This is a genomic window from Microbacterium sp. UBA3486 (assembly GCF_002377845.1).
Lineage (GTDB): Bacteria > Actinomycetota > Actinomycetes > Actinomycetales > Microbacteriaceae > Microbacterium > Microbacterium maritypicum_A.
Genome location: NZ_DFQP01000101.1, coordinates 1 through 17,734 on the forward strand (window position 1 = coordinate 1; position 17,734 = coordinate 17,734).

General features: G+C 70.9%; 19 protein-coding genes. 11 read left to right on the forward strand and 8 right to left on the reverse strand.

All coding sequences use genetic code 11. The features are described 5' to 3' along the window. The 3 genes from B2869_RS15890 to B2869_RS15900 form a co-directional block, all read left to right on the forward strand. A partial coding sequence (locus tag B2869_RS15890) for an ATP-NAD kinase family protein (RefSeq protein ID WP_292768680.1) occupies positions 1 to 1,060 on the forward strand: 1,060 nt, incomplete at its 5' end. Between the two features lie 51 nt (positions 1,061 to 1,111). Continuing rightward, on the forward strand, positions 1,112 to 1,870 hold the full coding sequence (locus B2869_RS15895) for an SDR family NAD(P)-dependent oxidoreductase (protein ID WP_292768683.1): 759 nt from the start codon (positions 1,112 to 1,114) through the stop codon (positions 1,868 to 1,870). A gap of 188 nt (positions 1,871 to 2,058) precedes the next feature. Further along, positions 2,059 to 3,579, forward strand: a complete 1,521-nt coding sequence (locus B2869_RS15900) for an SDR family NAD(P)-dependent oxidoreductase (protein WP_136023909.1) — start codon at positions 2,059 to 2,061, stop codon at positions 3,577 to 3,579. Positions 3,580 to 3,690: 111 nt separating this feature from the next. Here B2869_RS15900 and B2869_RS15905 read toward each other — a convergent pair whose 3' ends face one another. Then, on the reverse strand, positions 3,691 to 4,029 hold the full coding sequence (locus tag B2869_RS15905; RefSeq protein ID WP_021198374.1) for a winged helix-turn-helix transcriptional regulator: 339 nt from the start codon (positions 4,027 to 4,029) through the stop codon (positions 3,691 to 3,693). Positions 4,030 to 4,106: 77 nt separating this feature from the next. Here B2869_RS15905 and B2869_RS15910 point away from each other — a divergent pair, with 77 nt between their 5' ends. Beyond that, positions 4,107 to 4,763, forward strand: coding sequence for an FMN-dependent NADH-azoreductase (locus tag B2869_RS15910; protein WP_292768689.1), 657 nt, complete (start codon positions 4,107 to 4,109; stop codon positions 4,761 to 4,763). A gap of 39 nt (positions 4,764 to 4,802) precedes the next feature. Here the strand turns inward: B2869_RS15910 and B2869_RS15915 are convergent, their stop codons facing one another. Together B2869_RS15915 and B2869_RS15920 are read right to left on the reverse strand one after the other, a co-directional pair. After that, positions 4,803 to 5,885, reverse strand: a complete 1,083-nt coding sequence (locus B2869_RS15915) for a sensor histidine kinase (protein WP_292768692.1) — start codon at positions 5,883 to 5,885, stop codon at positions 4,803 to 4,805. Positions 5,886 to 5,895: 10 nt separating this feature from the next. Continuing rightward, the gene (locus B2869_RS15920) at positions 5,896 to 6,567 is read right to left on the reverse strand and encodes a response regulator transcription factor (RefSeq protein ID WP_021198371.1); all 672 of its coding nucleotides are present in this window, start codon (positions 6,565 to 6,567) and stop codon (positions 5,896 to 5,898) included. Positions 6,568 to 6,654: 87 nt separating this feature from the next. On the opposite strand from B2869_RS15920, the gene B2869_RS15925 reads away from it, so the two are divergent. The 5 genes from B2869_RS15925 (at position 6,655) to B2869_RS15945 (ending at position 10,911) form a co-directional block, all read left to right on the forward strand. After that, positions 6,655 to 7,323, forward strand: a complete 669-nt coding sequence (locus B2869_RS15925; protein WP_292768695.1) for a M15 family metallopeptidase — start codon at positions 6,655 to 6,657, stop codon at positions 7,321 to 7,323. Further along, positions 7,320 to 8,444, forward strand: coding sequence for an alanine racemase (gene alr, locus B2869_RS15930; protein ID WP_136023913.1), 1,125 nt, complete (start codon positions 7,320 to 7,322; stop codon positions 8,442 to 8,444). The genes B2869_RS15925 and alr overlap by 4 nt, the downstream gene beginning before the upstream one ends. Continuing rightward, on the forward strand, positions 8,441 to 9,391 hold the full coding sequence (locus B2869_RS15935; protein WP_292768702.1) for a D-alanine--D-alanine ligase family protein: 951 nt from the start codon (positions 8,441 to 8,443) through the stop codon (positions 9,389 to 9,391). Before alr ends, B2869_RS15935 begins: the two co-directional genes overlap by 4 nt. Next, positions 9,388 to 10,446: an acyltransferase family protein gene (locus B2869_RS15940; protein ID WP_292768705.1), complete on the forward strand. Its 1,059-nt coding sequence runs from the start codon at positions 9,388 to 9,390 to the stop codon at positions 10,444 to 10,446. Before B2869_RS15935 ends, B2869_RS15940 begins: the two co-directional genes overlap by 4 nt. A 75-nt stretch (positions 10,447 to 10,521) precedes the next feature. Next, positions 10,522 to 10,911, forward strand: a complete 390-nt coding sequence (locus B2869_RS15945; RefSeq protein ID WP_029260102.1) for a VOC family protein — start codon at positions 10,522 to 10,524, stop codon at positions 10,909 to 10,911. A gap of 67 nt (positions 10,912 to 10,978) precedes the next feature. Here the strand turns inward: B2869_RS15945 and B2869_RS15950 are convergent, their stop codons facing one another. Genes B2869_RS15950 through B2869_RS15970 form a run of 5 tightly spaced genes read right to left on the reverse strand, consistent with a single transcriptional unit; the run spans position 10,979 to position 16,981 of the window. Then, a complete protein-coding gene (locus B2869_RS15950; protein ID WP_292768709.1) occupies positions 10,979 to 11,995 on the reverse strand; it encodes an ABC transporter substrate-binding protein in 1,017 nt (338 codons plus the stop codon). Between the two features lie 54 nt (positions 11,996 to 12,049). Beyond that, complete coding sequence (locus B2869_RS15955) at positions 12,050 to 12,829, reverse strand: ABC transporter ATP-binding protein (RefSeq protein WP_292768711.1); 780 nt, start codon at positions 12,827 to 12,829, stop codon at positions 12,050 to 12,052. Further along, positions 12,826 to 13,974 carry a FecCD family ABC transporter permease gene (locus B2869_RS15960; protein WP_292768714.1) on the reverse strand — a complete coding sequence of 383 codons (1,149 nt, stop codon included), beginning with the start codon at positions 13,972 to 13,974 and terminating at the stop codon, positions 12,826 to 12,828. Before B2869_RS15960 ends, B2869_RS15955 begins: the two co-directional genes overlap by 4 nt. After that, a complete protein-coding gene (locus tag B2869_RS15965) occupies positions 13,971 to 15,779 on the reverse strand; it encodes a prolyl oligopeptidase family serine peptidase (protein ID WP_292768717.1) in 1,809 nt (602 codons plus the stop codon). Before B2869_RS15965 ends, B2869_RS15960 begins: the two co-directional genes overlap by 4 nt. Next, entirely contained in the window at positions 15,776 to 16,981 is a 1,206-nt protein-coding gene (locus B2869_RS15970) for a hypothetical protein (RefSeq protein ID WP_292768720.1), read from the reverse strand. Before B2869_RS15970 ends, B2869_RS15965 begins: the two co-directional genes overlap by 4 nt. 115 nt (positions 16,982 to 17,096) lie before the next feature. Here B2869_RS15970 and amiA point away from each other — a divergent pair, with 115 nt between their 5' ends. Next, on the forward strand, positions 17,097 to 17,195 hold the full coding sequence (amiA, locus tag B2869_RS15975) for a streptamidine family RiPP (protein ID WP_017831216.1): 99 nt from the start codon (positions 17,097 to 17,099) through the stop codon (positions 17,193 to 17,195). Between the two features lie 85 nt (positions 17,196 to 17,280). Further along, on the forward strand, positions 17,281 to 17,734 hold a 454-nt coding region (locus B2869_RS15980; protein ID WP_292768723.1), incomplete at its 3' end, for a hypothetical protein.

Here is a 17,734-nt window from a genome sequence, read left to right on the forward strand (position 1 = left end):
TGTGCCGCGCGTCGTCGGGGTGGGCGCGCGCGATGCGGGCTCGGCGGGATCGCCTGAGGCGGCGGGGGTGACGGAGGCGGCGGATACGTCGCGTGCGGTCGCAGCGTTGGCCGCGGCAGGGGCCGATCTGATCCTCGTCGTGGGCGGCGACGGCACCCTGCGCGACGCGGTCTCGGGGCTCGGTGCCGTGGGGCATCCGTCGGGTGAAAGGGCGGATGGCGGGAGAGGCGACGACGGACCTGCACTCGAGGCCGAGAACTCCCGACAGGCGCGCAGTCAGGGCGGATCGGGCGCGCGTACGCCGCGGCTCGGTCTGCCGGCGGTCCTCGGAGTTCCGGCAGGCGTGAAGATGTACTCGCCCGTGTTCGCGGTCAGTCCACGGGCAGCGGGATCGATCGCCGCGGACTGGATCGACCACGACGGGCTGCCGACCGAGGAGCGCGAGGTACTCGACATCGACGAGGCGTCGATGCGGCGCGCCCGCGTCGACCCCACGCTGTATGGAATGCTCCGGGTGCCCCATCGTTCGGGCCGCACGCAGGCGCGCAAGGCGCCGACGCCGGTCACCGAAGCGGCCGCGGTCGAGGCCGCGGCTCGCGGGGCCGTCTCCCACATGCGGCCGGGCGTGCGTTATCTCCTCGGCCCCGGCGGCACGATCGCCGAGATCACCCGGCAGCTCGGCGTCGAAGGATCGCCACTCGGCGTCGACGTCGTTCTCGACGGTGCCATCCTCGTCCGCGGGGCGAGTGAGCAGGAGCTGCTCGCCCAGATCGCCGAGGGTCCGGCGCAGGCCGTGATCACGGTGATCGGCGGCCAGGGATTCCTGCTCGGGCGCGGCAATCAACAGCTCTCGGCGTCTGTGCTGCGCGCCCTCGGCGACGACCCGCTCCTTGTCGTCGCCCCCGAGCAGAAGCTCATCGACCTGCACGGACGCCCGCTCCTCGTCGACACCGGCGACCCGGAACTCGATGCGAGACTCGCCGGGCACGTCCGCGTCGTCACCGGCGTCGGCACCACGAGTCTCTATGCCGTGACCGCACCAGAACTCTCCCTCACCTGACATATCCCGACCCCCGACAGACCCGTCTGCACGTACCCGAAAGGACACCCCATGCGTCTCGAGAACAAGAAGGCCATCGTCACCGGCGGCGCCGGCGGCATCGGTCGCGCTACGTCACTCGCACTCGCTGCCGAGGGCGCGGCCGTCGCCGTCGTCGACCTGAACGCGGATGCGGCCGAAGCCGTCGCGGAGGAGATCCGCGCGACCGGCGGCACGGCCGTCGCGATCGCCGCCGACGTCGCGAGCGAGCCCGACATCGAGCGGGTGATCGCGACCTCCGTGGCCGAGCTCGGCGGCGTGGACGTCGTCTTCAACAACGCCGGCATCATCCGCCGCACCACTGCGGTCGAGACGACCGTCGAGGAGTGGGACCGTGTGTTCGGCGTGAATGTGCGCTCGATCTTCCTGATGTGCAAGCACGTCGTTCCGGTCATGGAGGCGGCGGGTGGAGGCTCGATCATCAACACCGGGTCGGGCTGGGGCCTCAAGGGCGGTGGCCAGGCCATCTCCTACTGCGCCTCGAAGGGCGCGGTCGTGAACATGACGCGCGCGCTCGCGATCGACCACGGTCCCGCCGGCATCCGGGTGAACTCGGTCAACCCCGGCGACGTGAACACCGGGATGCTGCGGGAGGAAGCGCGTCAGCTGGCGCAGGACACCAACGCGTTCCTCGCCGAGGCCGCCGATCGCCCGCTGCGCCGCATGGGTGAGCCGAGCGAGGTCGCGCAGGCCGTGGTCTGGCTCGCGAGCGATGACTCCTCGTACGTCACGGGTTCGGCGCTCGTCGTCGACGGCGGGGGCATCGCCTAGCCGGGCAACGCCCTGCGCGCTCCGTCGAGTGCACGGAATTTCGCCGAGCGCACGGCTCTTCGGCGTTGATACGCCGTGCGCTCGGGGACATGCCGTGCACTCGGCACCGGGGGTGGGGGCGAGGGCGAGGCGAGGCGAGGCGAGGGCGGCGGGGCGGATGCCCAGGACACTCGCGTAAAATCGGGACAATGACCGACGCCCCCTCCGACGCTGCACCCGACCTCGGACCGGGCGTCGACCCCGAAGATCTCGCCACCACCCTGCGTGTGCTGCGCGAGCTGCACCGGATCGACAACGAGCACCCCGACTTCATCGCGGTACGCCAGGCCACCGCGGCGATGTTCAAAGACGTCAAGCGCGTGCGCCGCAAGCAGATCCGCGACGCGATCGCCGAGGCCGACAAGGCCGTGGTCGCCCGCACCGCCACCGGTGCCCCCGACCGCATCGATGATGAGACCCGTGGCAACGATCTCGCCACCAGCGTCGTCGACGCCCCGATCGCTGGCGAACTGCTGAAGCCCCGCAACTGCTACATCTGCAAGCAGCCGTACACCGTGGTCGACGCGTTCTACCATCAGCTCTGCCCGGACTGCGCCCGCTTCAGCCACGGCAAGCGCAACGCCCGCACCGACCTCACCGGCAAGCGCGCCCTGCTCACGGGCGGCCGCGCCAAGATCGGCATGCACATCGCGCTGCGGCTGCTGCGCGACGGCGCGCACACCACGATCACGACCCGCTTCCCGCGCGATGCCGTGCGGCGCTTCTCGGCGCTGCCCGACTCGGCGGACTGGCTGCACCGCCTGCGGGTGGTCGGCATCGACCTGCGCGATCCCGCCCAGGTGATCGGCCTCGCCGACTCCGTCGCCGCACAAGGGCCGCTCGACATCCTCATCAACAACGCCGCGCAGACAGTGCGCCGCTCGCCGGGGGCGTACTCGCTGCTGGCGGATGCCGAGCTGCAGCCCCTCCCCGACGGACCCCTGCCCGAGATGGAGACGTTCGGCCACACCGCCGATCCGCACCCGCAGGCGTTGCAGGCATCCGTCGACGCGCATCCGCTGCTCTCGGTCGCAGCCCTCGGCGGCACCGTCGCCGAGCAGGGCGGCCAGGCGCTCACCGCCGAAGACCTCGCGCGCCTCGCGATGGCCCCGGGGTCGTCGTCGCTCGAGAAGCACGCCGACGGCACCGCGATCGACGCCGGCGGACTGGTGCCCGACGTGAACCGCGTGAACAGCTGGGTGCAGTCGATCGAGCAGGTCGACCCGCTCGAGATGCTCGAGGTGCAGCTCGCCAACACGACGGCGCCGTTCCTGTTGATCAGCCGCCTGCGCGCCTCGATGGCCGCGTCCGATGCGCACCGCAAGTACGTCGTGAACGTCTCGGCCATGGAGGGCCAGTTCTCACGCCGCTACAAGGGCCCCGGCCACCCGCACACGAACATGGCCAAGGCTGCTCTCAACATGCTCACACGCACGAGCGCGGGCGAGATGCTCGAGAAGGACGGCATCCTGATGACCGCCGTCGACACCGGCTGGATCACCGACGAGCGTCCGCACTACACGAAGGTGCGCCTCGCCGAGGAGGGCTTCCATGCCCCGCTCGATCTGGTCGACGGCGCCGCCCGCGTGTACGACCCGATCGTGCGCGGCGAGGCCGGCGAAGACATCCACGGCGTGTTCCTGAAGGACTACGAGCCCAGCCCCTGGTGACGGGTGTGGGGCTTCCACCTGCATGAGGAGGTCCCGGATGCATGAGGGGTACTCGGTGTGTTCGCATGCATCCGTTGATCGGTCATGCGGGTGGCAGACGGATGAAACGTCTCAGTGGGCGCGCGCGGCGAGATTCGCCGAGGCCCACTGCCCGAGTTGGTTCAGGATCGGCAGGAGTCCTTCCCCGGCGGGCGTGAGCGCGTACGACACGGTCACAGGCGGGCCGGCGTCGACCGTGCGGGCCACGAGTCCGGCCTCGGCGAGTTCGGCGAGGCGGTCGGAGAGCACGGTGTCGCTGATTCCGGCGACGGCCCGACGCAGAGCGACGAAGGTCGATGGACCCCCGCCGAGCGACGACACGATCATGCCGTTCCACCGCTTTCCGAGCACGCTGAAGGCGAGTGTGACGGCAACGTCGCACACCTGACGCTCTTCGTCGACCTCGGCCATGCCCTCATCCTACCCGTGCTACGTTAATCACCGCCGCTAAGAAAAACCTAGCGACTACGAAAACGAGAGGTAGGCCCATGTCCCTGTTCCGCCTGGATGCCAGCATCCTTCCCGCGTCGTCCGCCAGCCGAGCGCTCGCCGACCTGGTCGAGGCCGAGTGGACCGCGTCCCACCCCGACTCCACGGTCACCCGCCGCGACCTGGCGAGCGACCCGGTGCCCGCGACCGCCTGGGCGGATGCCGTCACGGGCGGCTTCGTCGACGAGGCCCAGCGCACTCCCGCGCAGAACGATGCCCGCGCTCTCGCCTCGCAGTTCGCCGATGAGCTGATCGGCGCCGACGCGCTCCTGTTCGCGGTGCCGCTGTACAACTACGGCGTCTCGCAGCACTTCAAGACCTGGTTCGACCTGGCCTACACCGACGCGCGCATCGACCCGACCGGCACCGCGCTGAACGGCAAGCCCGCCACGCTGGTCACGGTCCTCGGCGGCAACTACTCCCCGGGCTCGCCCAAGGAGGGCTGGGACCACTCGACCGGGTGGCTGCGCCGCGTGCTCGAAGACGTCTGGGGCCTCGACCTGCGCGTCGTGCAGCGTCCGTTCACCCTGGTCGGCGTGAACCCGGCCCTCGACGCCTTCGCCGACACGGCGCGCGAGCTCAAGGAGAACGCCGAGGCCGACGCTCGCACCTACGGCCGTGAGCTCGCTGCGACGCGCGATCCCCGCGTGGCCTGAGTCGAAACCACGCGGTTCGAAACCCCGGGGCAGGGTCGGTCAGACGGGAGGCTCCACCGGGTACGGATGCGGCAGCCACACCGTCACGATCAGGCCGCCGTCCGTGCGCGGGGTGAGCACCAGTGTCCCGCCGTGCGCCTGGGTGATGCGGTCGACGATCGCGAGGCCGAGCCCCGCCCCGGCATGGTCGTCACTGCGGATGCGTTCGGCGCCGCGCTGGAAAGGCTCGACGAGTGTCGCCACACGGTGCGCCGGCAGCACCTCGCCGGTGTTCTCGACGACCAGCGCGACCGCATGGGGCATCGAGTGGGTGCGCACGGCGACGGCTCCGCCGGACGGCAGGTTGTGCACGATCGCGTTGAGCACGAGGTTCGTCACCAGCTGCGGCAGGAGGGCGGCGGAGCCGAGCACCGGTGCCGGTACGCCGCCCACCTCCACGGCGACACCGCGACGATCCGCGAGGGGCACCAGCGCCTCGACTGCTCCCTCCGCGAGGAGCGACAGATCGACGATCTCGCGGGTGAACGTTCGTCGGTCCGCCCGGCTGAGCAGCAGCAGTGCCTCGGTGAGGTCGATCGCGCGGGTGTTGACCTGTTGCAGGCGTGAGATCAGCTCGTCGACGTCGCGCTCCGGGTCGTCGTGCGCGACCTCGAGCAGCGTCTGCGAGATCGCGAGAGGTGTGCGCAGTTCGTGCGAGGCGTTGGCGGCGAACCGCTGCTGTTCCGCGACGTGCGCCTCGAGCTGTTCGAGCATCGAGTCGAAGACATCGGCCAGGTCGCGGAACTCGTCGCGGGGGCCGGGGAGAGCGACCCGATGGGAGAGCGATCCCTGCGCGGCCAGCCGCGCCGCGTCGCCGATGCGCTCGAGAGGTGCCAGCATCCGTCCGGCGAGCAGCCATCCGCCGCCCAGACCCAGGGCGAGCAGCACGACCATGACGGTGGAGGCGACCGGCACGAAAGCCCGGATCAGGTCGGAGCGGTTCGGCACGCGGACCTCGAAGTAGGGGATCTGCACGTCCGGCACGTACCGCAGCAGATACAGAGCCACGGCGGCGAGAAGCAGGAGTCCCGACACCAGCACGATCCCCGCATAGCTGAGGGTGAGCTTGAGGCGGGCGCTCATCCCGCGGCGTCTACGCATCGGCGTCCGTCCCGATCCGGTACCCGACGCCGGGCACCGTCAAGATCAGCCACGGCTCGCCCAGGCGCTTGCGCAGCGACGACACCGTGATGCGCACCGCGTTGGTGAACGGGTCGGCATTCTCGTCCCAGGCGCGCTCCAGCAGCTCCTCGGCGCTGACCACTCCGCCATCGGCATCGACCAGCACCTCCAGCACCGCGAACTGCTTGCGCGTCAGTGCGACGTAGCGGTCGTCGCGGTACACCTCGCGACGGAAGGGGTCGAGGCGCAGCCCCGCGACCTCGAGCACGGGCGGCCGGCTGCGCTGACGGCGCCGGTCGAGGGCGCGCAGTCGCAGTACGAGTTCGCGGAGCTCGAACGGCTTGGTGAGGTAGTCGTCCGCGCCGATCTCGAAGCCGGTCGCCTTGTCATCGAGGCGGTCGGCGGCGGTCAGCATCAGGATCGGGATGCCGCTGCCGGAGGCCACGATCCACCGGGCGATGTCGTCGCCGGACGGGCCGGGAACGTCGCGGTCGAGCACGGCGAGGTCGTAGGAGTTGATGCTCAGCAGTTCGAGCGCGGTGTCGCCGTCGCCGGCGATGTCGGCGGCGATCGCCTCCAGCCGCAGTCCGTCACGTACCGCCTCGGCGAGGTAGGGCTCGTCCTCGACGATCAGTACACGCATGGCTGCGATCCTACGCAGTGCGGCATATCGGCAGCATATGCAAAAGCGCATACGCCCCGGCAACCGGCCCCCTTCTTCACTGGGAGCATGAACACCCGCACCATCCCCCATCCACCGCGAGTGCGTCGCCGTCGCCGTGTCGTCGTCACGCTGATCGCGATCGCTGCGGCCGTGATCCTCGCGTTCGCGGTGCAGCAGTCGCTGTCCGCGGCATTCGCCGATGCGGCGCACACGATCCCCTCGCCCGCCCCGACGCCCGTTCCGACCGGGGCATCCGCCGGCTCGGTGGTCGCCCCGACCGAGGCCGACGGTGTGATCCTCGACGATGACAAGCCCACGGTCTTCGAGGTCGACAGGGTCGCCGTCGGCAACCTCGACCCCGCTCTGCTCGCGGCGCTGCAGCACGCTGCTTCCGACGCCGAGGCCGACGGGGTGACCATCCGTGTGAACAGCGGATGGCGCTCTCCCGCGTTGCAGGAGTGGATGCTGCAGGATGCCATCGTCCAGTACGGATCAGAAGAAGAGGCGCGCCGCTGGGTGGCCACACCCGAGACCTCGGAGCACGTGACGGGCGATGCGGTCGACCTCGGACCGTGGGCGGCGCTCGACTGGCTCGCCCAGCGCGGCTCGCGCTACGGCCTCTGCCAGATCTACGCGAACGAGTCGTGGCACTACGAGCTGCGCCCCGATGCCGTCGACGACGGATGCCCCGAGATGCTCGCCGACCCGACCGCCGACCCGAGGACGAAGCGATGACCACCCTTCTCGCCACCGAGCGCACCACGTACTCGCGTCTGCACGCGCCGACGCTCCACACCCTTCCCGGTGCCGTCGCCGAGAACCTGCGCCGTGTGCAGGCCGTGACCGCCGTGCCGATCATGGCCGTGGTGAAGGCCGACGGCTATGGGCACGGGGCCGTCGTCGTGGCCAGGGCCGCGGTCGCCGCCGGAGCCGGATGGCTGGGGGTGACCGATGTCGCCGAGGCGGTCGCGCTCCGCGATGCCGGGCTCGATGTGCCGATCCTCTCCTGGTTGAACCCGTCAGGTGTCGACGCGGACGTCGCCGCGGAGCACCGCATCGACATCGCCGTCGGTTCGGTCGAAGAGCTTCGCCAACTGATCGCCGATGCCGGGGATCCGGTACGCGTGCACCTGCATCTCGACACCGGCATGGCGCGGGGAGGGTGCCCTCTCGACGACTGGTCCGAGCTGTTCCGGCTGGCGCGTACCGGGCGGGGCAGGGTCGAGATCACGGGGGTCATGGGGCATCTGCCGCGCGCCGATGAGGCCGACCCGGCGGCGAACGCGGCAGCGGTGCTCCGGATGCGACAGGGGCGCGACGCCGTGCTGCGCGCAGGACTCGGCCCCGTACTCGTGCATCTCGCCGCGACGTCCGGAGCGCTGACCGACCCGGCGACCCATTTCGGCATGGTGCGGATCGGGGCGGGACTCGTCGGGATCGACCCGTCGGAGACGACCGCGCTGGTGGGGGCCGCGCGCTGGACGGCACCGGTCGTGCACAGCGTGCGCGTGCCGGAAGGAACCGCGGTCGGTTACGGAGGCGGGGCGGTGACCGATCGGGAGACGCACCTGGCCGTCGTCGGCGTCGGGTACGCCGACGGCATCCCGCGGGAACGGGAAGCGGGCGCCGGCGTGGAGATCGACGGGGTGAGGTATCCGCTCGTCGGGAGGGTGTCCATGGATCAGATCGTGATCGACACCGGCGCCGTGCGGTTCCCCCGGGGCACGATCGCGACCGTGTTCGGACCCGAAGGGGGAGCCGTGCCGTCGGTGCAGGAGTGGGCGCGGTGGGCGGGAACCATCCCGCACACGATCGTCACCGGAATCGGGCCGCGAGTGCAGAGGAGTGTCGCATGACGACGAAGGTGCTGGTCATCGGCGGGGGACAGAACGCCGAGCACGAGGTGTCGCTGGCGTCGGCAGCCGCGGTCGCCGCCGCCCTGCGGATGGGCGATCACGAGGTCACGTGCGTGACGATCGACCGTGACGGCATCTGGCGCGTCGAGGGCCGCCCGCACGGGGGCTCGGCCGCCGAGTCGCTCGCTCTCGCCCTTCCGCTGCTCACGCGGACCGACGTGGTCTTCCCCGCGGTGCACGGTGCCCTGGGCGAGGATGGTGCCCTCGCGGCGCTGTGCGCCCTCGCCGGCGTACGTGTGGTCGGCTCGGGCCTGCGCGCCGGAGCCATCGGCATGGACAAGTGGACGACGAAGCTGGTGGCTGATGCCGTCGGGCTGGGCACCGCACGCGGTCGCCTGGTCTCGGCCGACGACATCGGAGACGTGGAGTTCGAGGGCGAGGTCGTGGTGAAGCCGGTGTCGTCCGGATCCAGCCACGGTGTGGGTCTCGTGACGCGGGAGGAGGATCTGCTCGCCGCGCTGCACGAGGCCGCGCGCTTCGACCGCCGGATCCTGGTCGAAGAGGTCGTGCGGGGGCGTGAGATCGACGTGGCGGTGCTGCGTGAGAAGGGCGGCATCCGCTGGGCCGCTCCGCCCCTCGAGATCCACGCGACGGGACTGTTCGACACGGCCACCAAGTACGACGGCAGCGCGCGGTTCACGGTTCCGGCGCAGCTCGACGCCGGTGAGGTGTCGGCACTCAAGCGGGCGGCGATCGCCGTGTTCGATGCCCTCGGATGCGAGGGTGTGGCGAGGATGGACTTCTTCCTGACCGACCGCGGTCCGGTGCTGAACGAGGTCAACACGATGCCGGGGCTGACCGCGGCATCGCAGGTGCCGCGGATGTTCGCCGCGGCGGGAGTGACATACGTCGACCTGGTGGCGCGGCTCGTGCGCGCGGCGTCGTGACGGCGGCTCCCGCGCCACGCGTCGGATGGCCCGATGTCGCGAAGGGCATCTGCATCATCCTGGTGGTGCTCTGGCACGTCGTGACCAAGCACGCGATCGAGGCCCCGGGTGCGGGGCCGGTCACCGACGCCTGGGCGACGCTGAACGCCCAGCTGCTGCCGTTGCGGATACCGCTGTTCTTCCTGGTCTCCGGGATGTTCGCCGCACGCGCGGTGCTCGTCGACGACGGCAGTTCCTGGCGGCGGCGCGCGGCACGGCTGACGATGCTCTACATCGTCTGGGTCGTCATCCAGACGTTCGTGCTCGCTCTGGCGCCCGACTTCGACACGGCTCGGGCGACCAGCGGGTGGGAGCTGCTCGTGCAGCTGACCATCAGCCCGACGAACCTCTGGTATCTGCTCGCGCTCGCGGTGTACCTGGCGATCGGTCGACTGAGTCGCCGCATCCCGGCGGTCGTGGTGCTGCCGGTCGCCTTCGTGATCGCGGCGGTCGCCGGGGCCGGGGTCATCCCCGACCTCGGCAACCTGTGGCAGCTGGTGCAGAACCTGTTCTTCTTCCTCGTGGGGCTGCGGCTGCGCGCGGTCGTCGAACGGTTCGCGAAGAGCGTCGGGGTGTGGAGCACCGTCGCGCTCGCCGCCGTGTACGTCGCGGCGCTGGCCGTCGTGGCGGGCCTGGCCATCCGCCTGCTGCCGGGCGTGTGGCCCGCGCTCGCCCTGATCGCAGTGGCGTTCGGGGTGTCGCTCAGCGTGCTCCTGGACCGCCACGTCGACGTGGTCGCGCGGCCCCTGCGCTGGATCGGACAGCGCACCCTGCCGATCTACGTGCTGCACATGATGCCCCTCGCCCTCATCGATGCGGTCCTGCGCTCGACGCGCGGGCGGACGACGGACGTGGTCGAGGCCGTCGCCCCCATCCTTCTCACCGCGATCGTGATCGGGATCTGCCTGGGTGTGCATGCGCTGCTCGTGCGCTTCGGGCTCGGGGCGTTGTTCGATCCGCTGCGGGTGACCGACCGCTTCACGGCACGGCTGGTGCCTCGCGGGGGAGAGGGATGACGCCGATGAAGGGGCTCGATGAAGGCGTTCGAGGAAGGCCTCGACAATCGGCGGAGGACGGCGGATGCTGGAAGCATGGCGGCCTTCACAGCGGACAACGCATTCAGCGGATTCAGCGTCGACGACATCGACGCGGCGGAGGAGTTCTACGGCACGGCGCTCGGGCTCGACGTCGAGCGCAATGCGATGGGTTTCCTCGACCTGCGGCTGCCGAGCGGCGGATCGATCCTCGTCTACTCGAAGCCGAACCACACCCCGGCGAGCTTCACGATCCTGAACTTCCCGGTGGCCGATGTCGACGCCGCCGTGGATGAGCTCATCGCCCGGGGCGTGCAGACCAAGATCTACAGCGATGAGGAATTCCCGTCCGACGAACGCGGTATCGTGCGCGGCAACGGTCGGGGTCCGGACATCGCATGGTTCCGCGATCCCGCGGGCAACGTGCTCGCGGTGATGCAGGCCTGACAGCGAGCCCGGAGGGTCTGCGCCCCGGAGACCGAGGTCCCCGGGGCGCAGTGCCTACCGACGCGGCTCAGCCGAAGACGGCGTCGGGGTAGAGGCCCTCGGCGATGAGCCGGACCGCCGAGACGTTGCCGAGCGTGCCGGGGAACAGATCGGTCGAGGGCACCGCGATCAGGCGGCCGTCGCGCACGGCGGGCATGTCGGGGAAGGTCGTCGCGAGGTAGGAGCGGACGGCGGCCTCGTGAGCGGGGTCGGACACCGCGAAGACGAGCGCGTCGGGTGCTTCGGCGGCGAGGGATTCGGGGGTGATCTCGGCGGCGAAGAAGTCGGCGAACGCGGGGTCTTCCGGCGTGAAGACGTTGTCGGCACCGGCGCGCTGCAGGATGTCGTACTCGATGCCGGCGCCGATGGCGGTGAGGGTGGTCCCCTCGATGAAGACCTGCGCGACGCGGGGGCGATCCTGTCCCTCGATCGCGGTGTCCACGGTGGCGAGCTCGGCCTGCGACGACGCGATCAGGTCGTCCGCCTCGTCTTCCACGTGGAAGATCGAGCCGAGGTTCTCGAGGTCGGTGAAGAGGTCGTCGACCGTGCCCTCCATGCGGCGGTCGAAGCAGCCGCCCGTCGCGGTGTACGCGGCGACCCCGGCGTCCGCCAGCTGCTCGATGCTGGCGAATCCCTGCTCGGCAGTGAACTCGTACGTCGTGGGCGAGTAGACGAAGTCGGGTTCGACGGCGAGGAGCTCTTCCCGGCTCGGAGGGGCGTCACCGCCGATGACCGGCACCTCGGCGGCGAGGTCCGCGACGTCGGACGGCAGCTTCTGGGTCGTGGCCTGGGCCTGGCCGACGAGCGCATCGGCGAGGCCGAGACGCAGCAGCAGCTCGGTCTGCGACGGGTGCAGCCCGACGACGGCGGTGGGCGTGGACGGGATCTCGACCGTGCGGCCGCAGTTCTCGATCGTCACCGCCTCACCGGAGGCGGTGGGTGCCGTTCCGTTCGAGACCCCACCGCCGCATGCGGTGAGGGCGATCGCGCCCAGGCCGACGGTGACGGCGGCCAGCAGACGGGTGGTTCGGGTACGGGGTGTCATTCGTGTTCTCCTTCGTTGGTGCGGGGTGGGGGTATGAGTTCGGATGCCGGGGGATCAGCGGCCGGCGGGCTCTCGGGGATGGAAGGTCATCGCGCGTGCCCCGGTGTCGACCTCGATGGCGATGCGGGCGGTGACGTGGAAGACCTCATCGACGAGCGCCGGGGTGAGCACCGTGTCGGGCGGACCGAAGGCCACGAGTCGGCCCTCGTCGAGCACGGCGACCTCGTCGCAGAACGCCGCGGCGATGTTGAGGTCGTGCAGGGCCGCGATCACGGTCGTGCCGAGTCCGCTCACGACGCGCATCAGGTCGAGCTGGTGCGCGATGTCGAGGTGGTTGGTCGGTTCGTCCAGCACGAGGATCTCGCCGCTCTGCGCGAGAGCGCGGGCGAGCATCACCCGCTGGCGCTGACCGCCCGAGAGCGAACGGACCAGGCGGTCGCCGAGGTCGTGCACGTCGGCGGTGCGCAGAGCCTGGTCCACGATGCGCTGATCCTCCGCGGTGTCCCGGCTGAAGGGCGGACGATGCGGCGAACGGCCCACGAGCACGGTCTCCCGCACGGTCAGGTCGAACTCGGAAGGGGAGTCCTGCAGCATGACCGACACCGTGCGGGCGAGGGCGCGCGGGGCCAGCTGCGACACGTCGGCGCCGTCGATCAGGACGCGCCCGGTGTGCGGAGGCTGACCCGTGAAGAGCGCGCGCAGGAGCGTGGACTTGCCGCTGCCATTGGGGCCGAGCAGTCCCACGATGCGCCCGGTGCCGACCTCGACGTCGATGCCGTGCAGCACGGTGCGACCGCCGCGTGCGACGCTCACGCCGTCGAACAGCACGCTCATCGGTCGAACCCCGCGCGCTCGCCGCCACTGCGCATCAACCACAGGAAGAAGGGAGCACCGACGAAGGCGGTGAGGATTCCGAGGGGGATCTCGGTCGGCATCGCGACCGTACGGGCCAGCAGGTCGGCGACCATGAGGAACAGCGCGCCGCCGAGGACCGTGATCGGCAGCATCCGACGATGATCCGACCCGACCAGGAGTCGCGCCATGTGCGGCACGACGAGGCCGACGAAGCCGATGCCGCCGCTCACGGCCACGATCGCACCGGTCAGGAGCGAGGCGAGCACGAGCAGCAGCCCACGCAGCCGGGTCGTTCGTACGCCGACCGCCATCGCGGACTCGTCACCGGCGAGCAGCGCGTTCATCGACCGCGAGAGCCCGAAGACCGCGATGCAGGCGATGGCGAGTGCGACCGCGGGGATCAGCAGCGACGACATGTCGGCGGCCGACACGCTGCCGAGCAGGAAGAACATCACGCTGACGACGTTCTGGGCATCGGTGGTGAGCGTGAGGTAGCTGGTCACCGCGCTCAACAGGGCGCCCAGTGCGACGCCGGCGAGGATCATGCGGGTCGGAGACAGCTCTCCGCGGATGCGCGCGAGCATGGCCACGAGGATGCAGGCGACCATCGCGCCCACGAACGCCGCCCCGCTCATCGTGAGCCCGAGGAACGTGGCGCCGCCCGACACGATCACCAGCACGGCGCCGACACTCGCGCCGGAGGAGACGCCGAGGATGTAGGGCTCGGCGAGCGGGTTGCGCACGACCGCCTGCATCATCGCCCCGGCGAGAGCGAGACCTGCGCCCGAGAGCGCGGCGAGGAGCGACCGCGGCACCCGGAACTGCCACACGGCCTGATCCTGCAACGGCGTGAGGGTGCCGTCGGACATCCAGGGCATGCCGGGGGCCAGATGGCCGATCACGATCTTCGCGGCATCGAGGGGCGAGACCGTGACGGGTCCGGTGGCGGCCGAGAGCATGAGGACGAGCACAGCGAGCACCGTGATCGTCGTCACGGTCGGGCCGACGGGCAGCATCCGCCGGAAGCCGACGCGGCCGCCGGTGCGCCGACGAAGGCGCGGGATGCGCCGAACGGGGGTGCGCCGTGTGTCCGTCCCGGTGAGGGCTCCGGTGGATTCGCTCATCGGGCACGTCCCATCGTGGATTCGGTCGTGGATTCGGTCGTGGATTCGGTCGTGAGTTCGGCCGCGAAGTCCAGCACGGTGAGTCCCAGCTCGTGCAGCGCGGCGGACTCGTTCGCACCGTGTCCTGCCCCCGAAGCCGTCCAGAGCCGGGCGGACCCGCCGGCTCGTCGTAGCGCCTCGACCAGCCGGTGCGTGTCGCGAGCGCGCACTCGGGTGTCCTCACCGAGTACGACGCCGAGATAGGAGGGGATCCGGGCACCGGCCGGAAGGGCTTCGGCCTGCGCCAGCGGAGACAGGGCCCGGAGGTGAGCGCGCGATTCGCGGGTGCCGTCATCGCCGAACTCCGCTCGCCAGCGTGCACCGAGCGGATGATCGTCCAGGTGGAGCAGATCGAGGGGAGCGGCGGTGGTGACGAATCCCGCGCACAGCTCCGGGTGCGCGATCGCACACCCGGCTGCGACGACCCCGCCCAGAGAGGCCCCGGCGAGGACGAGGAGGTCGGGTCGCGTGATCCCGGCCTCGATGAGTCCGCGCGCGATGTCGGCGAGGTCGGCGATCGTGCGGTGCTTGCTCCTGCCGCGGCCCGCCTCGCGCCACGCAGCTCCGCGCTCGCCACCACCGCGGAGCTGCGCGACGGCGTACGCTCCACCGCATTCGACCCAGGCGGGCACGGTCGGCTCGAAGAGCGGAAGGTGCGGCACGCCGAACCCGCCGTAGCAGGTCAGGATCAGCGGCAGCGGACCCTCCGTTCCCGGGGGAGAGGTCACGTGGACGGTCAGGATCACGCCGTCGTCGGCGCGGATGTCGTGGCGGACGGTCGTGCCGAGGGGCCGCACGGCAGCGGCCGGCACCACCACGGTCCCCCGGCGCTCGCGCTGCAGGAGGCGAGGGGGAGTGAGCGGGCCCTCGACGCCGAGACGCAGCACGCCGTCGTCGACGCCGATCATCGTGGTGGTGAGCGCATCGGAGGGGCTCGACGCGGCCTCGATGCGCGCGACCTCGACACCGTCGACCAGGTCGATGAGCACGCTGCGCCCGTCGGCGACAGCGAGGACGACGACGCGGTCATCATGCACCGCGACATCGACGATCAGCGCGTCGGGATCGTGCCAGCGCCAGAGTGCATCGTCTTTTCCGGCATCGTCTTTTCCGGCCCCGTCTTTTCCGGCATCGTCTTTTCCGGCACCGACGTTCGGCACGGCATCGAGCCCGCGGTCGTGCCACACCAGCACGCCGGTGCCGAGAGGGGAGGCCCGCAGGAGCGCCGGCCAGCGACCCAGCGATGCTCCGGTGCCCCGGTCGGTCAGCGTCGTGCCTCGCGAACCCGAGCTGAGGGCGCGCAGGCCGCTCTCCCCGCCGGGGAACAGTCGCAGTCGTGCATCGGCCTCGAGAGCGGCCGCCCGCTGCTCGCCGGTCTGCAGGTCCAGGGTCACGAGCATCCGGTCGCGGCTCGCGACGACGTCGAGGCTGCGCGAGTCGGGTGCCCAGAGCACGGTGTCGTAGCGCAGACGGATGTCGGGGTGCAGCTGCAGGGTGCCTCCGTGGGCATCGACGATGCCGAGGACGGCGTTCTCGTCGGCGGTGGGCGCCCACTCGACGGCGATGCGCCGACGGTCGGGCGACGGGAAGATCCGATGGAGGTGCCCGTCGGGCTCGATCACGGTCGTGCCGTCGAGGCGGTGGATACCGCGACGAGAGCGACCGTCGGCCCGACCCAGGATGAAGCCCCCGACGGGAAGACCCGGTCGACCGTGACGTTCCGCACGTGCGAGGGCGTCGTCGAGCACGGATCGGCGAGCGCTCATCGGCCGACCAGATCGTCGACGCGGTGGTCGGCACCGGCCCACAGCAGGTGCCCGCCCTCGTCGAGTGGGGTGGGGAGCTCGATGGTCGAGATGCCGCTGTCGTCGACGAGGTGGATCGTGCCGTCTCCGCCGCTGGTGACGGCGATCGTTCCGGTGCCGGGGTCGATCGCGATGGACCGGCGCTGTGCGGGGCGGCCGTCGACGCCGTCCCACGGCAATCGTCCTGCGCGGGGCGGGTGCGTCATCGCCGGGATCGGGGTGATCCGCGCGATGCGCGCGTCCTCCCGATCGATCACGATCACGACATCCCCGTCGGGATGGATGACGGAGACGGCTGCGACGCCCGTGGCGAGGGCGAAACGGAAGGCGAGCCCCGGCGGCAGCGGCACGGTGCGGGAGGCTCCCGACGCGAGGTCGATATCGACGAAGGTGTTGGTCCACTCCGGCCACGATCCGGGAGAGGCCGGTCCTCCGCGGACGATGCCGGTGGCGCGCCCGGTGTCGCCCGCGAGGCGCAGGTAGTACGCGCGTCCTGCGACGGGCCACGGGACGATGCCGATGGCGCGGGGAACTCCACCGTCGACGATGAAGCGCTCCAGACCGCGGCTCGTCGCGATGCCGATGATGCCGGAAGCGGGGTCCACCACGTCGCCGTGTCCGTCTGCAGCGAGGTCGTCGATGACGTGCCCGCGCAGGACCGGTGCGTGCGCTCCGACCTCGAGCGCCGTCGCGAGGGGCAGCGCCTCGACGGCTCCGGGTTCGCGATGGCGGAGCACGATCATCGGCTCTCCCGTGGCCTGATCCGGAGCGACCACGACGCCGGGCTCACCGGTGCGCACGCGGAAGCGCACGGAGGAGTCGGTCGCGAGATCGACGACGGACACCAGGTCGGTCCAGGCTTCCTCGTTCATGCCCAGACCGGAGGTGACGACCACGTGGCGTCCGCTCGGATCGCAGGCCAGATGCTCCGCCGGGATGGCGATCGGGACGCGTCGTACGGAGTCCGCGTCTCCGATGACCAGCGCACCGCCGCGGTCGTCCGCGAACGCCCAGCGGCCGGATGATCCGGCGGGGAGGCGGAGGAAGCCCGCGTGCTCGGCGAGCCAGCTGTCGGCGACGGCGACACGCCGGGAGCCGTCATGGATCTCGTAGACGACTCCGGCCCGGTGATCAGCGGCGAGGAGGGGGGTGGAGGAGGACATGTCAGCGATCCTAGTAGATATTGAGAATCATTATCATTTAGGGTCGTCAGTGTTCACTCACCGTGGACACCGCCCCGCACCCCGCGAGGCGGACACCTCACAGAAGGAGCACGAAATGGAAAAGCAGATCCTCGCCGAGATCGAAGAGTCCGAGCAGCTGGCGCACCTGTCGGCATCGCACTCGAACGCCCTGGTCGAGAACCCGTTCGACTGATCGCGGATCCTTCCGTCGCGCTTTCGAGCGCACTCCCGTCCGGCCGGGCGTTCGCGCCCGGCCGGACCCCTCACCGAGAGACACCATGACTTCCGAACCCCGCATCCTGCCGCTCCCCGACACCGGGGCGCATCTCGTCGTCGGTGCCGACGGCCGCCCCCGGATCCGTCTGCGCACCGGACGACTCGTCCTGGCCGACGCACCGGCCGCCGCTCTGGTCGAGGCCCTCGAGAGCGGGGCCCACGGAGAGCGCTCGACCGCACTCGACCGGCTGACGCTCGAGGTGCAGGAACGCGAGTCCGCCGATGCCCTTCACCGCTGGCCGCAGGAGCACCGCGACGTCTGCCTCCTCGGAACGGGCCCGCTCGTGCACGACCTCGAGCGCGTGCTCGCCGCCTGGGGCGCCCGGGTCGCCGTCCTGGATCCGGAGGCGGCACCGTCCGAGCACGCCGCGCTCGTGGTCGCCTATGCCGAGGACGCCTCCGGCCGCCGCCGCTGGGCAGAGCTCGATCGGCTTCCCGAGCGGGGCACCGCGTGGC

Bases quoted from the DNA above. Each gene is read 5' to 3' on its own strand.
- B2869_RS15920 (WP_021198371.1), bottom strand. From the start codon at position 6,567: ATGCGTGTACTGATCGTCGAGGACGAGCCCTACCTCGCCGAGGCGGTA.
- B2869_RS15950 (WP_292768709.1), bottom strand. From the start codon at position 11,995: ATGACACCCCGTACCCGAACCACCCGTCTGCTGGCCGCCGTCACCGTC.
- B2869_RS15960 (WP_292768714.1), bottom strand. From the start codon at position 13,974: ATGAGCGAATCCACCGGAGCCCTCACCGGGACGGACACACGGCGCACC.
- B2869_RS15935 (WP_292768702.1), top strand. From the start codon at position 8,441: ATGACGACGAAGGTGCTGGTCATCGGCGGGGGACAGAACGCCGAGCAC.
- B2869_RS15925 (WP_292768695.1), top strand. From the start codon at position 6,655: ATGAACACCCGCACCATCCCCCATCCACCGCGAGTGCGTCGCCGTCGC.
- B2869_RS15965 (WP_292768717.1), bottom strand. From the start codon at position 15,779: ATGAGCGCTCGCCGATCCGTGCTCGACGACGCCCTCGCACGTGCGGAA.
- B2869_RS15900 (WP_136023909.1), top strand. From the start codon at position 2,059: ATGACCGACGCCCCCTCCGACGCTGCACCCGACCTCGGACCGGGCGTC.
- B2869_RS15970 (WP_292768720.1), bottom strand. From the start codon at position 16,981: ATGTCCTCCTCCACCCCCCTCCTCGCCGCTGATCACCGGGCCGGAGTC.
- B2869_RS15910 (WP_292768689.1), top strand. From the start codon at position 4,107: ATGTCCCTGTTCCGCCTGGATGCCAGCATCCTTCCCGCGTCGTCCGCC.
- B2869_RS15905 (WP_021198374.1), bottom strand. From the start codon at position 4,029: ATGGCCGAGGTCGACGAAGAGCGTCAGGTGTGCGACGTTGCCGTCACA.
- B2869_RS15945 (WP_029260102.1), top strand. From the start codon at position 10,522: ATGGCGGCCTTCACAGCGGACAACGCATTCAGCGGATTCAGCGTCGAC.
- alr (WP_136023913.1), top strand. From the start codon at position 7,320: ATGACCACCCTTCTCGCCACCGAGCGCACCACGTACTCGCGTCTGCAC.
- amiA (WP_017831216.1), top strand. From the start codon at position 17,097: ATGGAAAAGCAGATCCTCGCCGAGATCGAAGAGTCCGAGCAGCTGGCG.
- B2869_RS15915 (WP_292768692.1), bottom strand. From the start codon at position 5,885: ATGAGCGCCCGCCTCAAGCTCACCCTCAGCTATGCGGGGATCGTGCTG.
- B2869_RS15955 (WP_292768711.1), bottom strand. From the start codon at position 12,829: ATGAGCGTGCTGTTCGACGGCGTGAGCGTCGCACGCGGCGGTCGCACC.
- B2869_RS15895 (WP_292768683.1), top strand. From the start codon at position 1,112: ATGCGTCTCGAGAACAAGAAGGCCATCGTCACCGGCGGCGCCGGCGGC.